Raw genomic sequence first — 14,486 nt, 5'->3', positions numbered from 1 at the left:
ATCACGTCGCCTCGACCCCGGAAGCCGGTCGCGAACGGCCTATGTCACCATTGGCTCCGCTGGCTACGTCGGCACCAATCTCGAGGTCGGCGATGCGGGCATCCCCGACGGTGATCGCCACCTCCGCCGTCATCATCGGCCGCAGCTTCCCGTCCGCGTTGTCGACATCGAACAAAGCCCGGTAATAGATGGCTTTCGCGGTGTCCGGTTTTTGAATCGCGCCCGGATCGATGCGACGCAGCGTGCTGTGCCATTGCTGTCCGGCATCGGCCAGGATAGAAAACGACACCTTTTGACCGACCTCGATGTAGGGCACATCGGCTTCGGCGACGTGTGCCTCGATCGTCATCGTTTTTAGGTTGGCAACTTCGAGCACGACCTGCGCTGTCTGCGCGCCCACCACCATCTGGCCTTCCTTGATCAGAACATTGATGACAACGCCATCGATCGGCGATAGCAAACGCGTTTGTTCCAGATTTTTCAACGCGATACGGTATTCCATCTGCGCGGCACGCACGGCGGCCTGGCCGCCTTCGACACGGGCGCGCATCCGCGCCCATTCCGCCTTCGCCCGTTCATAATCCCGTCGCGCCATCGCGTCGTGTGCCATCAGACCCATCGCGCGGGCCTTCTGCAACCGGGCCAACTGCAAGTCGGCTTGTGCCACGTGCAAGTCCGCGTTCGCCTGCGCCACGGCCGCCGCTTTTCCGTCCACCGCGTTCTGGGCCAAATCGGGATCGATCTCGGCAAGCAACTGACCTTGCATCACCGCATCACCGGGGCTGACGTGCAACGTGCGCAATTGCCCGGTTTGCTGCGTGCCGACCTCCACCCATTGGCTCGGTTTAACCAAGCCGATGGCTCGGATCGGCCCGGCGGACCGACCCTCGGCGGCAGCGGCCGCAGTCACCGCACCCGGAGCAGACGCCTCGTTCGATCTACCGTCTTCGTCGGAATCACGCTTATTCCCGCCCCGATCGACGGCGAACACGTTGATCGACTTACCGGTCCACAGCCGATATCCGATCCCTGTCCCGCCGAGAGACACGCATAACACCGCCACCGATAGGGCAATCTGCGTGGACGAGCGCATGGCGCTAAGGCGACGCTTCCCGCTCGCAGCGGCAGGCGCTTCGGCTTCCTGGCGCGCGCCGGGCCCATCGGTCTTGGCGGCCTGCCGCTCTGCTTCCCGCTTGCCATCGTCCGGTCGCACATCATCTCCAAATGGGATTCCGGGAGCGGGGCCGCCCGGACACTCCCGTATCGTGACGACACGTGGTATCGCGCACAGCGCTACTATAGAAAAAAGCGCGGCAATCGAACATCAGACGATGCTGAATCTGCATGACGCGTCGCCATCGGTCGGCCGCATGACCCGAAGGCGCGTGTCGTTCGGCCGGAAGGCCGTATCTGAAGTAAACTAGCGGTAATTCGCTGCGCGCCAACCGTGGCAGTCGGGTCCGTAGCGTTCGGGTCGAGAAATCCGGCACGATCCGAGCGGCGCAAGGGTGCCGCAGCAGGACGTTCGCAAGCCAATGGCAAGCAATCGTCGCCACGATCGCAATCGGATCGGACGCTTTTAGAGATACTTGGTACCGGCCATCGGTCCCCAAGAACCCATTTTTAGCAATATCGCTCCCAGGGAGAGGAAGATGAGTAAACAATCCATCGGTGTCGTCGGACTGGCGGTGATGGGCCGCAACCTGGCTTTGAACATCGAAAGCCGCGGCCATGCGGTCTCGGTGTACAACCGTAGCCGGGAAAAGACCGACGAACTGATCAAGGAATTCCCGGACCGCAAGCTGGTTCCGGCCTACTCCCTGGAAGAATTCGTCGAATCGCTGGAAAAGCCGCGTCGCATCCTGCTGATGGTGAAAGCCGGCGCCGGTACCGACGCGACGATCGATTCGCTGCGCCCCTTGCTGGAACCGGGCGACATCCTGATCGACGGCGGCAACACGCATTTCACCGACACGATCCGACGCAATGAAACGCTGGCCAAGTCGGGCTTGCACTTCATCGGCACCGGCGTGTCGGGCGGCGAAGAAGGCGCATTGAAAGGTCCGTCGATCATGCCGGGCGGCCAACGGGAAGCATACGACCTGGTTGCACCGATCCTGACGGAAATTTCGGCGAAGGCGCCGAATGGCGATCCCTGCGTTGCCTATATGGGTCCGAACGGTGCCGGCCATTTTGTCAAAATGGTTCATAACGGCATCGAATATGGCGATATGCAGTTGATCGCCGAGAGCTATTGGGTACTGAAGCAGGTCGTCGGTCTGTCCAATGAAGAGCTGGGCAAGGTCTACGTCGAGTGGAATCAGGGCGAGCTCGATAGCTACCTGATCGACATCACGACGAAGATTTTCCAGAAAAAGGACGAGGAGACCGGTAATTACCTGGTCGATATGATTCTGGATCGCGCAGCCCAAAAGGGTACCGGCAAGTGGACCAGCCAAAATGCGCTGGATCTCGGCGCGCCGCTGCCGCTGATCACCGAAGCCGTATTTGCCCGGGTCTTGTCGTCGCTGAAGACGGAACGCGTGGCAGCCTCGAAGAAGCTGACTGGCCCTGAGAAGAAGCCGCTGTCCGGCGATCGCGCTGCATTTATCGAATCCGTGCGTCGCGCTTTGTATCTGAGCAAGATCATTTCCTACGCGCAAGGTTTTGCACAATTGCGTGCCGCGTCGGACGAGTACAAGTGGGATCTGGACTACGGCACGATCGCGAAAATCTTCCGCGCCGGCTGTATCATCCGCGCCCGCTTCCTGCAGAAGATCACCGACGCCTATACGAACGACGGCACGCTAGCCAATCTGCTGCTCGATCCGTACTTCAAGGACATCGCGGATCAGTACCAGCAGGCGCTGCGCGACGTCGTGTCGACGGCGATCCAGGCGGGGGTACCCGTCCCGGCGTTCTCGTCGGCGATTGCCTACTACGACGCCTATCGTTCGGAAACCGTGCCGGCAAACCTCGTGCAGGCACAACGCGACTTTTTCGGTGCCCACACGTTCGAACGCACCGACAAGCCGGGCAGTTTCCACGCCGAATGGGCGTAATCACGGTCCCCAGCGCGCCTGCGCTGTGTAAATGACCCAAATGGTCGGCATTGCCGGCCATTTTTTTTGGCGTGCCGCCTCGTGTCCACATCGCAACGCCTTTAGCGAAGGTGCCCGGGCAATGGCTCCTTTACACGGACTGCCGCAGCAAGCCCAAGCGCACCAAAATATCGAAAATGATTTGCGCATTCGTCGCCAGCACGGCGACAGCGCCCAGTCCGCCCGTAACGAGCAATACCAAGCGCTTATGGGACTTGACGTCTTTGTCCAAAGTATCGATTCGCCCCGTTAGCTTCATGTCCACTGAATCGATCCGTGCGACCAACTTCGTCTCGACGTCATCGATACGCGTGCTCAACTTTGTTTCGACATCATCGATACGTGCAGTCAACTTTGTTTCCACGTCATCGATGCGCGCAGTCAACTTTGTTTCCACGTCATCGATACGCGCAGTCAACTTTGTTTCGACATCGTCAATACGCGCACTTAACTTTGTTTCCACATTGTCGATGCGGGCACTTAACGTTGTTTCGACGTTATCGATTCGCGTCTCGAGGCGCTTGACGCTGGCACCCAGATGTTCGAGCCCCCCGAGAATGAGGCCGATATCTTTCTGCATTCCTGATAATTGCAGATACACAGAATTGCTGAACTCACTCAAAGACTGTGCCAATTGCGATGACCCATTCCGTTCAGCGAAACCTGCCGTCCTATGTAACCCCATGATCGCCCACCTTCTATTTGCACCGCCTGATCCGGTACTGATCGCAGCAATTGCGCGAGATGTCCAACCGCATCGCGCTCAAGTGCGAACACTAGCATTCCAACCGCGCCTTGACACCCGTTTTGCCGGTAAAACCCGCGCTTTGCAGCAGAATAAGCCAACCGGCATAGGGATCTGCCAAGGATTTCGTTTTATTGCCTAGGCACACACATACAAGATATTACGCCGACCGCCTCAGCACATCGGTGCAGGCTTCCGCTGCGAGCGGTCCGGATCCCGTCTTTACCCTGCTTTCCTTTCGATTGACCCTCGTTTGCACAACAGTCTTATGCTGAAAATATCATTAGCTGGCTAACGAACGGTTGCTATACTCCTGCCATGTCAAAAAACGCCGCACCGCCGCTTTCCGCTCAGCAACAAGTTCATCTCGCTGTAAGCAGTGAACTGGTGCTGTCGGCGCGCGCCTGGCGCAAAACGGCAGATAACGCGCTAAGCGGCTTCGGGCTCTCGAGTTCGGCGGCATTGCCATTGGTCATGATCGGACGCCTTGGCAACGAGGGCGTGCGTCAGGTGACGCTTGCCCATGAACTCGGCATCGAAGGACCCTCATTGGTACGTCTGCTGGACCAGCTTTGCACACAGCAACTGGCGCGCCGAGACGACGATCCTGCCGATGGACGTGCAAAAATCGTTTCGCTGACCGAAAATGGTGTCCAACTCGCGCATCAGCTCGAAGGCCATCTGGCGCAGCTGCGCGCATCGGTGCTAGAAGACTTCTCCGACGACGAACTGCATACGGCGCTACGCGTGATGCGTCGTTTTTCAAGCGCCGTCGGCGCCTCCTCCGCTTCCTGACCCCGTAACATGGCGCCGACCTGGAAAGACTGGCTTTTTTCTATCAAGACATTTATAGCGGCAATGCTCGCGCTGTATCTGGCCTTGTACTTCGAATTGCCACGTCCCTACTGGGCAATGGCTTCTGTCTACATCGTATCCAACCCATTCGTCGGCGCCACCCGCTCCAAGGGTTTGTACCGTGGACTGGGGACATTGCTCGGCGCGGCCGGAGCCGTCCTGCTCGTACCGCCGCTGGTCGAGATGCCGCTCGTGCTGTCGCTCGCGGTTGCCTGCTGGACCGGGACCTTTCTCTTCTTGGCGCTGCAGGACCGCACGGCACGCAACTACGTGTTCATGCTGGCCGGCTACACACTGCCGCTGATCGCCTTCCCCACCGTCAATGATCCGAATACGGTATTCGATGTGGCGGTAGCACGATCCGAGGAGATTTTGCTCGGCATCATGTGTGCCACGGTGGTCAATACGACCTTATTCCCGAGTCGACTCGGTCCGAGCCTGGGAGAGCGGACCGGCGCCTGGTTCAACGACTCCGTCAACTATATGCGGGAAACGTTGAAAGGACGTGTCGTCGGCAAGGATCTTTCCGCATTGCGTCAGCGGCTTGCAGCCTCCGTCAACGGTCTCGAGTTACTGTTGAGCCAACTCAGCTACGACAACACGAATCCTGGTCTGATGGAACGTGCCAAATCGTTGCGTGGGCGGATGTCACTTCTTTTGCCGATCGCTTCGGCGCTGGGCGACCCCTTGGCGGCGCTCAGAGCGCATGACGCCGCACCGCCAGCACTCGAGGCCTTGATCGTCGACTTGGTCGAATGGCTCGAAAGCAAGGATGGGACGACACGTGATGCAACGGCAGATGCGCTGCGCAATCGATTGACCGGCCTCGAACCCCACTATATTTCGCCGCCTGAGAGCGACGCGACTGGCGCGATCACGAATCGCCAAAACAGCGTGTCTGCCGGTCTCGCCCGGGATGCGGCCAGCAACGATGCCGAGGCGCAGACTGCATCCGCCGCGGAAAAGATTGGAGAGGAACCCTACCGGAATCCCGACTGGGATCGGGCATTGCTGTCGTCTTTGCTATGGCGCCTCCGCTTGTTGATCGATCTGTGGCAGGACTGCCGGACATTGCGAGAACTGATCGAAACGGAGCCGCGCCGTGGCTGGGTACCCAAACTACGACACTGGCGGCTCGGCGGGTCGGAGCGCCACGTCGATCTGACGATGTCTTTTTTGTCGGTTTTCCCCGCGGTCGGCGCCACCGTCGCAGCCTGCCTCGTCTGGATCTTCACCGGATGGGCCGATGGTGCGGGCGCGGTGACCCTGGTTGCGGTGTCCTGCAGCTTCTTCGCGGCGTTGGATTCGCCGGCCCCGCAAGTGATGGGATTCTTCATCTGGACATGTGTGGCGACGGTGCTCGCCGGCGTTTATCTGTTTGCCGTGCTGCCGAATGTGCATGATTTCCCCATGCTCGTCGTTTTATTCGCGGTGCCCTTCATCTGCGTCGGCACCTTGATTCCGCAACCGCGGTTCATGCTCGCAACCATGTTGACAGCGGTGAACACCGCCACGTTCATGAGCATCCAGAGCGCCTACGATGCAAACTTCCTGACCTTCATCAACAGCAATAGTGCCGGCTGTGCAGGTCTGTTGTTCGCCTTCCTGTTCGTGCGCGTCACGCGACCGTTCGGCGCGGAATTGGCCGCGGCGCGACTGACGCGCTCCGGCTGGGCGGATGTAGTCATCGCGGCGTCGCCGCATGCCATCGCCGCGCAGAATAATATGGCGTCGAAGATGCTTGATCGCTTGATGCAATTGCTGCCGCGCCTGAGCGCATCGGACGACCATCATCACCCTTCCATCGAGAGTTTTCGCGACCTACGCATCGGCCTGAATGCACTGGATCTGCAACAGATCCGCCGCACCCTGCGCGAGGATCTGCGCATGCCGATCGACCGCGTACTTTCCGGCATCCGTCAGTATTTTCAACAATGCATCGAGCAGCGTCGCCGCCTGCCGCCTCCGCCCGAGTTGGCCGAACGGATCGATGCCGCGCTGGCCGCCAATCCGAATGCGACCCGCCGCGCCTCCGGGGGCAATGTCGCTGCCTCGACCGATGCCGAACAGACACTCGGCGCGTTGCACGCGCTGGTGGGCTTACGTTTATCGCTGTTCCCAGCCGCCTTGGCAACGCAGGCGGCTGCTACCAATGAGAAATCCGCATGATCGGCGAATTCGATATCTACGGGGTTTTTGTCCCGGAATTGCTGGTGTGGATGCTGCTCACGTACGGCCTATTGCGCATCTGCTCAATGGTGTTCGCGCGACTTGGCGTCTATCGACGTGTATGGCACCGCTCCGTGTTCGATCTCGGGATCTACGTGATCCTGCTCGGACTCGTCGTCTATGTTTCGTATATGTTCCGAACCGGTTGATCAATTGAAACTCAAACTCGCTACCGTCGGTCGGGTGGTCCTGACCATCGTGGTTGTCGTCATCGCCGCTCTGGTCGTATGGCGCTTGGTCCGCTATTACATGTTCGCGCCCTGGACGCGTGACGGCCATGTACAGGCCGATATCGTCGAGGTGGCACCGGACGTCACGGGCCTGATCGACAGAGTCACCGTGACCGACAACCAAACGGTCCATAAGGGCCAGGTCTTGTTCGTCATCGATCAGGCACGCTTCAAGTTGGCGCTGGCCCAAGCGCAATCGACGGTCGCACAGCAGCGTGCCGCGGTGGCCGAACGCAATGCGACACTCGCGCAGATGCGTCGCGAATCGGGGCGCAACAAGTCGCTCGGCGATTTGGTATCGCGCGAGACCTATGAAGAAAGTCAATCGAAGGTTCAGGCCGGCGAAGCTGCTTTGAATGCCGCGCAGGCCGCACTGGCCGCTGCCGAAGTGGCGGTCGGCACCGCGCAGTTGAACCTCGAACGGACCGTCATCGTCAGCCCGGTCGACGGCTTCATGAACGATCGTGCCCCGCGTGCAGGCGAGTTCGTCACGGCCGGTCATGCGGTGCTGTCCGTTGTCGATGCCAACTCCTATCGGGTGGACGGCTATTTCGAAGAAACGAAGATGCCGAGCATTGCGATCGGTCAGCACGTGACGATTCACTTGATGGGTCAGAATACGTTGCTGCATGGTCATGTGACCAGTATCGCCGCCGCCATTGCCGACCGCGACCGCTCGGTGGGCTCCAACCTCCTCCCGAACGTCAACCCGTCGTTCAGCTGGGTGCGTCTGGCGCAGCGGATTCCGGTGCGTATCCAGATCGACGACGTGCCGGCAAATGTCCGCTTGATCGCGGGCCGGACCGCGACGGTATCGATCGATGCCGCCGACGTGGTACACGGCTCGCCGCTCCATCCGGCACCGGCCACATCGATCGATGCGGCGTCCAGCCCATGGTCGCCAGCCTCGGATACCGGCGTGGCGCGCGCGCAGACGGCTTCGGCCGCCTCCGATGAGGTGGTCCTCCCTCCGGGTTCGGTCAGTGGCGATATGTCGGTGCCCCCGACGCAGGGACGACCCGGTACGGCCGCAGCCAATGCGCTGGCCGGTAGCGGCGCAGGCATGGCCGGCAACGCATCGCAGGCAGGTGCGCGATGAATCCCGAAACACGTCCTGCCAAAGGGGACGGACGCGTCACTGCAGTGTCGCGTTCGGCACATTCGACGGGCCGCTGGGCTCGGCGGCTGGCGCCTGCCGCCTTGGCCGTGGCAGTGCTTGGCGGCTGCACGGTAGGACCGAATTACAAGGTTCCGCCGACTGCGCTGATCAATCAACCGCTGGCAAACCGCCCGCTGGTGGAAACCGAGCACGATATTCACGCTACGGCGACCGTCGCGCGCGCCGCAAGCGCGGACCCCGTGCCGAACGACTGGTGGAAGTTGTACGACGATCCGGTCCTGAACGGGCTGATCGAGCAGGCCTTGCAACGCAATGTCGATCTGCGCGTGGCCGCCGCCAATCTCGCCCGCGCCAGTGCGGTGTTGAACGTGGCACAGGCGCAAGGTGGCTTTGGCGGCAGTCTGGATCTAGCTGCCAAGCGCGCACAGGAATCGGCCCAGCAATACTTGCTGACCGAGAAGCTGCCGGTCACGAACGAAAGCAATTTCGGGCTCTCGGTGTCCTATCAGTTCGACCTGTTCGGCGTGCTGAAGCGCGGCGTGGAAGCCGCCGATGCCAATGTCGATGCCGTACGTGCGGCCGGCGATACCGCGCGGATCACCGTCGTGTCGCAGGTCGTGCAGGCCTATCTCGAATCATGCGATGCGACCGAGCAGGAAGATATCGCATTGAAGTCGCTGGATTTGCAAGACCAGTCGACGCAGCTCGAACGCCGCTTGCGTGATGCCGGTCGCGGCGCTCAGCCGAACGTCACGCGCTCGGTCACACAGCAGGAAACGCTGCGCGCGCAGTTGCCCCAGTTCGCCGCACAGCGACGCATCGCACATTACACGCTGGCCGCGCTGTTGGGCGTGTCACCGGACGCGTTGCCGAAGACGATCGATGCGTGCCGGGAAACGCCGCGTATTCTGACGCCGTTGCCCGTTGGAGACGGCGCGGCCTTGCTGCGCCGTCGCCCGGACGTCCGCCGTGCGGAACGCGAGTTGGCCGCGGCCACGGCCAAGATCGGCGTGGCGATCGGGGGCCTGTATCCGAACATCACCTTTGGTGCGAGCGCCGGCGTAACCGGCGTGCTGGAAGACTCCTTCCGTACCCCGACGCAGCGTTGGAGCTTCGGCCCGATGATCAGTTGGGAACTGCCGGCGAACGGCGTGCGTGGACGGATTCGCGAGGCACGTGCCGGCGCCGATGTCTCGCTGGCGGAATTCGATAAGGTCGTGCTGAATGCGCTGCGCGAAACGCAGACGCGGCTTGCAACGTATGCCGGCGATCTGGGTCGCTTACAAGCGCTGGAAGATGCCTTGACCTCCGCGCGACAATCACGCGAACAGACGCATCGCTTCTATCTGGCGGGTCGAGAATCGTTCCTGGCCGATCTGGAAGCCACGCGAACGCTGACCTCTGTCGAGTCGCAAGTGGCTGCCGTGCGCGGCAAGGTGGCGCAGGATCAGGTCGCTGTTTTCCTGGCGCTGGGCGGTGGTTGGCAAGCAGATCAGGGGATACCCCTTGCCGGGCGCGATGCGAAGGCTAACGCGGCCGCAACGGACCCTGCCACGGCAGGCGTGTCCACCGCGCCGGTAACGGCGACATCGTCTGTCGCCAGCCCGGCGCCTTGATACCTGGCCTCGAAAGAGAGGCCAGGCGTACCCGTGTCGGCCGCTAGTATCAAGCCAGCGAACGCACCGGTGCGACAGCGGCCGGGTCCGTTACCGTCGGGCGCCCGGTTTCGACATGCCCCGCCACGCGCCGCAGGAAGCGGTCCTCGTCGCGGTCGGTGACGCTGAGATCGTACCAACGATGGCTGCTCGACAGTTCCCACGGCACCACCGTATTGGCGCCGGGGTGCAGTTCGAGGCCGCGCGGGCGCGCGCCATAGGCGTTGTCGTTGATCATCAGGCGCGCGACACCGCTACCAGGGTTGTTCAAGCGCAAGATCAGGCTACCTTCGCGGCTCTCGTACTGCACCCGCAGGGCGATACGACCGAAGCCCCATCCATGTCCCTTGGTCGCAGACGCGCCCGAACCTTGCGCCAGACCGTCGAATTGTCTGACAAAGCCGTTCGGACCGTAGACGACGAAGTGATAGGCGCCGCCGGATACGCTCAGGTCGAAGGATGCGCTCAACGATTTGCCCGCTTCCACCGTATAGCTCCAGGGGCCGTCATTGCGGTTCGGCGCATACACATAGAAATGCGCCCCGACCTTACCGGTATTGGCGAACTGCAATGTCAGACGATTGTCGCGCGGCGAAACATCGTCATGCACATGGAGCTCGTACGGCAAAGCACGGGCAAAGCGCACACCGGGTTCCTGCGGATCGATCGAGCCCGGCGTTGCCGGCACCGTGGGCGCCGGTTGCGAGGCGCATTGCTGGTCCGCGATCGACATATATTGGCTGGTATCGGGCAAGGACGGCATCGACGCGTCCGGCGTGCGAAAATCGAACGCCGATGTCAAGTCACCGCACACGGCACGACGCCAAGGGGTGATGTTCGGCTCGCGCACACCAAAACGCTGCTCGATGAATCGGATCACCGACGTGTGATCGAATACTTCGGAACAGACGAAGCCCCCCTTCGTCCACGGTGAAACGATCGTCATCGGCACGCGCGGTCCCAGTCCATACGGTAATCCGTCCGCGGTATAGCTTCCACCGCGTGCCGGGTTGACGACGGTGTGAAGCTCACCCTCTGTCGTCACCGTCGACTGCCCTTGCGCGGCCGAAATCGGCGGCTGCGGCGGCACGACGTGATCGAAGAAGCCGTCGTTCTCGTCGTACATGATGAAGAGAACCGTCTTGCTCCAGACGTCCGGATTCGAGGTCAATGCATCGAGCACCTTCGACGTATATTCCGCGCCGTAGGCCGGCGTGTACTTCGGATGTTCGGAGTAGGCGGCGGGCGGCAGAAGCCAGGACACCTGCGGTAACTTGTTTGCCTGTACGTCGGCCTTGAGGTCGTCCAGCGTCCGCACGCTGTTTGCACGTTGTTGCAGCGACGAGCCTTGTGGCGCATTGATGATGTTGGCGAAGTTCTGCAGGATGTTCGTGCCGTAGTTGCCATTCAACGGATCCGCGCCGGTGAGGCCTTGCTGGTAAATTTGCCAATTGATGCCCGCCGCTTCCAAGCGTTCCGGATAGGTCGTCCACGACAGCAATTGGTATTGCGGCGGCACGTCGCCATCGACATAGTCGTTGTTGTCCAGCAGCGGACCACCATACTTGCCGGTCGGATCGACAGTACCGCTCATCAGATAAGCGCGGTTCGGATGGGTCGGACCCGGTAGCGAGCAGAAATAGGCATCGCAGACGGTGAACGCATCGGCAAGCGCGTAGTGAAACGGCAAATCCGCGCGTAGGTGATAGCCCATCGTCATATCGGTCTTATTGGCCGGCCACTGATCGTAGCGGCCGGCGTCGATGGCGGCATGCGTCGCGGCCCACGAGTGATCGAGGTCGCCCACGCACTGCGCGCTGGTCGTGTGCGTGTCCAGATGGAAAGGCAGCACCGGCTGCGAGGCATCGGCTTGCGACGGTTGATACCAGACCGGCTTACCATTCGGCAACGGAATCGGAAAGCGATCGTTATAACCGCGTACGCCGCGCAGGTGGCCCATATAGTGGTCGAAGGATCGGTTCTCCTGCATGAAGACGACGATATGTTCGATGTCCTGGATCGTGCCGGTACGCGACGCGGCAGGAATGGCCAAGGCGGTACGGATCGATTCGGGTAAGACGGAAAGGGCCGCTGCGGCACCGGCTGAGCCGGCGACGGACTGGAGAAAGCGGCGACGGCTGTTACCTGACTTCGGGGAGGTCGTCATCGTAATATCTGCCATTTTTAGAAGGAAACCGGAAAGGGGATGAAAGGTCCGGCGCGGCTGAGTGTGCCGCTGGAAAAAGTCGGATTGATGAAATAGCGCTAGCCGGCTAGCATCGCTTCGCTTTTACTTCGCCCATGCTTTCGTTTTCATTACGATATACTGCGGGTTTCGGCACGACGTAACGCGGACGACCGTGTTGCAATGTGTTTTCCGGGGACGGCCCCATTGAACTGGAAAGGAGCCGTTATGAACTGGCTGATTCTCTGTATCGCGGGATTGCTCGAAATGGGATGGGCGATCGGTCTCAAATACACCGAGGGCTTTACACGACTATGGCCGAGCGTCGGCACGATCGTCGTCGCGGCCGGCAGTTTCTATTTATTAAGTGTCGCCATGCGATCGCTGCCAGTCGGGACCGCCTATGCGATATGGGTCGGGATCGGTGCCGTAGGAACCGCTGCCCTGGGCATCGTGCTGTTCGGCGAGGCCGTGACGATTGGTCGGATTGTCAGTCTCACCCTGCTGGTGGCGGGAATCGTGGGTCTTAAGCTCGCGGCGTGATGCGCGTATCGCAGACGTTCAAGTGAGACTTGCTTCGATAAAGGACCTGGCCTCGTCTCATTGGCGAGCGCCTCTTTTCGTTATCGCGCCGGGGTTAAGCTCGCCACAGAAACAGCGTCATCATCAGCGGTGCCGCAAGGCTGAGCACGAAGCCGCTGACCACGGCGGTAGGCCAATGTATCGGTGCGCAATGTTGCTTGATGATCGGCAAAGTGGTATCCAACGCCGTCGCGGCGCTGGCGCCGATACAGGCTCGTGCAAAGCGGCGCCCGAACAGATAGAGCAGCACCACCGACATCAGCTCCCGAAACAGGTCCGTCAGCAGGGCGACCGCGCCCCATTGCGCGCCTAGATGCTGGCCGATCATCACGCCCGATAAGGTAAACCAACCAAAACCGCTCGATAGCGCCCACACCGTCGAAAACGGCAAGGACGTGAGGGCCCCTGCTATCGTTCCCCCTAACAAGGAGCCGGCGATGACCAGCAACGGCACGGCCAGGACCTGCCTGGACCACCAGCGGGCATCGATTGCGATTGCCGACAACTCCATGCCGACGATGCCCACCAGCACGAGCAGCAATATCGTGCTCAGGTCCGACGGAAGGGCAATACCCTGACGGGTGCAAAACACGTTCACCAGCACGCCGGCGGCAACCATCGCCAGTGCCATGCCACACTCTCTCGTCGGCGCCCACCAGCCGGGTGCAGCCGCATGCGCCGGCGCATCGCCGCCGTTCAAATGCATGGCGGGCGGCGTCACGGTCGATGCGGCTTGGCCCAGGTGGCGGCTTTCATCTTGCGGTGCCGTCTTGTCGCGCGTCCCGTCACGCCCGCGCCGCGAGATCGCAACAGACAATACGATCAAGGCCCAGGACGCCATCGTCGTCCATGCAGACAGCCACAGTGCCGTGCCCAGCGCTTCGCGCGCGTGAGAGGCGGAGCGCAGAACACCCCCAAATGCGAGGCCGATGGAGAACAGCAAGGCAAGCACCAGCGGTCCCAGCAAACCGCCTACTTTGCTGCGCCAATACGAAGACACAAAGCGACCAGCGATATATCCCACGAGCAACGCCAAAAGAATCGGCGCGATTGCAAACAGACCCGTCATGCCTCGGATCCGTCGGTGTCGTCCGCGGCGCGCAGCGGCGCTTCAGGCTGCCCGGTGCTATCGGCCGGCCTAGCGTCGGCTTTATCCGGCACGGCGCGATATACCCGCGCAAATCGCGCCTGTTGCACGACACCGTAATCGGCCGGCGCGTATTGCAAGAGCCAGTCGCCTGGCGCGCCCTGCAGATGATCGCCGCCAGTGCTGCGCGCGATCGTGAACGGCTGGTCCATGCGCTTGGCAAGTACCGGTACGGGGCGATTGCGATACGCGCCGTCATGTCCATGGCGGAGTGACGCATCGGCAGGCAGATACTTCGGGTCGAAGCGTGCGCGAGAGACGACCCAACGCTCACCGCTGGCGGCCTGCACCAAGGCGTCGTCGATGTCGTAAGCGTTCGGCCCTTCCAGGCTGAGCAAGGTGCCCGGGGCCTTTGCAAAGACGACACCGACGACCTCGTCCTTGACGAAAACAGTAGCCAGCGGATCGATGCGAAGATCGACATCCTGCAGTCGAATCCGAGTATTGTTCGGAGCGAGTTCCCCTGCCGGAGGGACAGCGACCTCATGGTCCACCGTCTTAACGGGGGCGGTATCGGGAGGCGTTTCAGATGCGGTCATTGCGATCGACGAAAAATTGGGATGACAGTTCGCATTCTAACCGCTGTCCCCTCTCCTACTTGACCTGGACGGCAGCAACACCGGTGCCCGAGCGGCGC

The 14,486-nt window shown here is 61.2% G+C and carries 11 protein-coding genes and 1 pseudogene; 7 read left to right on the top strand and 5 right to left on the bottom strand.

Annotation, left to right across the window (positions count from 1 at the left end; translation table 11 throughout):
* Position 1 precedes the first annotated feature (1 nt).
* The gene (locus ABEG21_RS23520) at positions 2-1,213 is read right to left on the bottom strand and encodes an efflux RND transporter periplasmic adaptor subunit (protein WP_347558981.1); all 1,212 of its coding nucleotides are present in this window, start codon (positions 1,211-1,213) and stop codon (positions 2-4) included.
* 439 nt (positions 1,214-1,652) lie between these two features.
* On the opposite strand from ABEG21_RS23520, the gene gndA reads away from it, so the two are divergent.
* Positions 1,653-3,062 carry an NADP-dependent phosphogluconate dehydrogenase gene (gene gndA, locus ABEG21_RS23515; RefSeq protein WP_347558980.1) on the top strand — a complete coding sequence of 470 codons (1,410 nt, stop codon included), beginning with the start codon at positions 1,653-1,655 and terminating at the stop codon, positions 3,060-3,062.
* Between the two features lie 130 nt (positions 3,063-3,192).
* Here the strand turns inward: gndA and ABEG21_RS23510 are convergent, their stop codons facing one another.
* On the bottom strand, positions 3,193-3,681 hold the full coding sequence (locus tag ABEG21_RS23510; protein WP_347558979.1) for a hypothetical protein: 489 nt from the start codon (positions 3,679-3,681) through the stop codon (positions 3,193-3,195).
* Positions 3,682-4,164: 483 nt separating this feature from the next.
* Here ABEG21_RS23510 and ABEG21_RS23505 point away from each other — a divergent pair, with 483 nt between their 5' ends.
* The 5 genes from ABEG21_RS23505 to ABEG21_RS23485 are packed head-to-tail and all read left to right on the top strand — an operon-like array spanning position 4,165 to position 9,896.
* Entirely contained in the window at positions 4,165-4,641 is a 477-nt protein-coding gene (locus tag ABEG21_RS23505) for a MarR family transcriptional regulator (RefSeq protein ID WP_347558978.1), read from the top strand.
* A gap of 9 nt (positions 4,642-4,650) precedes the next feature.
* Positions 4,651-6,870: an FUSC family protein gene (locus tag ABEG21_RS23500; RefSeq protein ID WP_347558977.1), complete on the top strand. Its 2,220-nt coding sequence runs from the start codon at positions 4,651-4,653 to the stop codon at positions 6,868-6,870.
* Positions 6,867-7,079: a DUF1656 domain-containing protein gene (locus ABEG21_RS23495; RefSeq protein ID WP_347558976.1), complete on the top strand. Its 213-nt coding sequence runs from the start codon at positions 6,867-6,869 to the stop codon at positions 7,077-7,079. The genes ABEG21_RS23500 and ABEG21_RS23495 overlap by 4 nt, the downstream gene beginning before the upstream one ends.
* Positions 7,080-7,083: 4 nt before the next feature.
* On the top strand, positions 7,084-8,259 hold the full coding sequence (locus tag ABEG21_RS23490; protein WP_347558975.1) for an efflux RND transporter periplasmic adaptor subunit: 1,176 nt from the start codon (positions 7,084-7,086) through the stop codon (positions 8,257-8,259).
* Positions 8,256-9,896, top strand: a complete 1,641-nt coding sequence (locus tag ABEG21_RS23485; RefSeq protein WP_347558974.1) for an efflux transporter outer membrane subunit — start codon at positions 8,256-8,258, stop codon at positions 9,894-9,896. The genes ABEG21_RS23490 and ABEG21_RS23485 overlap by 4 nt, the downstream gene beginning before the upstream one ends.
* A 49-nt stretch (positions 9,897-9,945) precedes the next feature.
* On the opposite strand, the gene ABEG21_RS23480 is transcribed toward ABEG21_RS23485, so the two are convergent.
* Positions 9,946-12,102, bottom strand: coding sequence for a phospholipase C, phosphocholine-specific (locus ABEG21_RS23480; protein ID WP_347558973.1), 2,157 nt, complete (start codon positions 12,100-12,102; stop codon positions 9,946-9,948).
* A gap of 246 nt (positions 12,103-12,348) precedes the next feature.
* On the opposite strand from ABEG21_RS23480, the gene sugE reads away from it, so the two are divergent.
* Positions 12,349-12,663, top strand: coding sequence for a quaternary ammonium compound efflux SMR transporter SugE (gene sugE / locus ABEG21_RS23475; protein ID WP_347558972.1), 315 nt, complete (start codon positions 12,349-12,351; stop codon positions 12,661-12,663).
* Positions 12,664-12,757: 94 nt separating this feature from the next.
* Here the strand turns inward: sugE and ABEG21_RS23470 are convergent, their stop codons facing one another.
* Complete coding sequence (locus ABEG21_RS23470; protein ID WP_347558971.1) at positions 12,758-13,771, bottom strand: lysine exporter LysO family protein; 1,014 nt, start codon at positions 13,769-13,771, stop codon at positions 12,758-12,760.
* Between the two features lie 95 nt (positions 13,772-13,866).
* Positions 13,867-14,286: pseudogene (locus ABEG21_RS23465) on the bottom strand (PGDYG domain-containing protein); the annotation flags it as partial.
* Positions 14,287-14,486 lie beyond the last annotated feature (200 nt).

It is taken from the genome of Robbsia sp. KACC 23696 (genome assembly GCF_039852015.1).
Classification (GTDB): Bacteria; Pseudomonadota; Gammaproteobacteria; order Burkholderiales; family Burkholderiaceae; genus Robbsia.
This window is presented reverse-complemented; position numbering and strand designations above follow the sequence as displayed.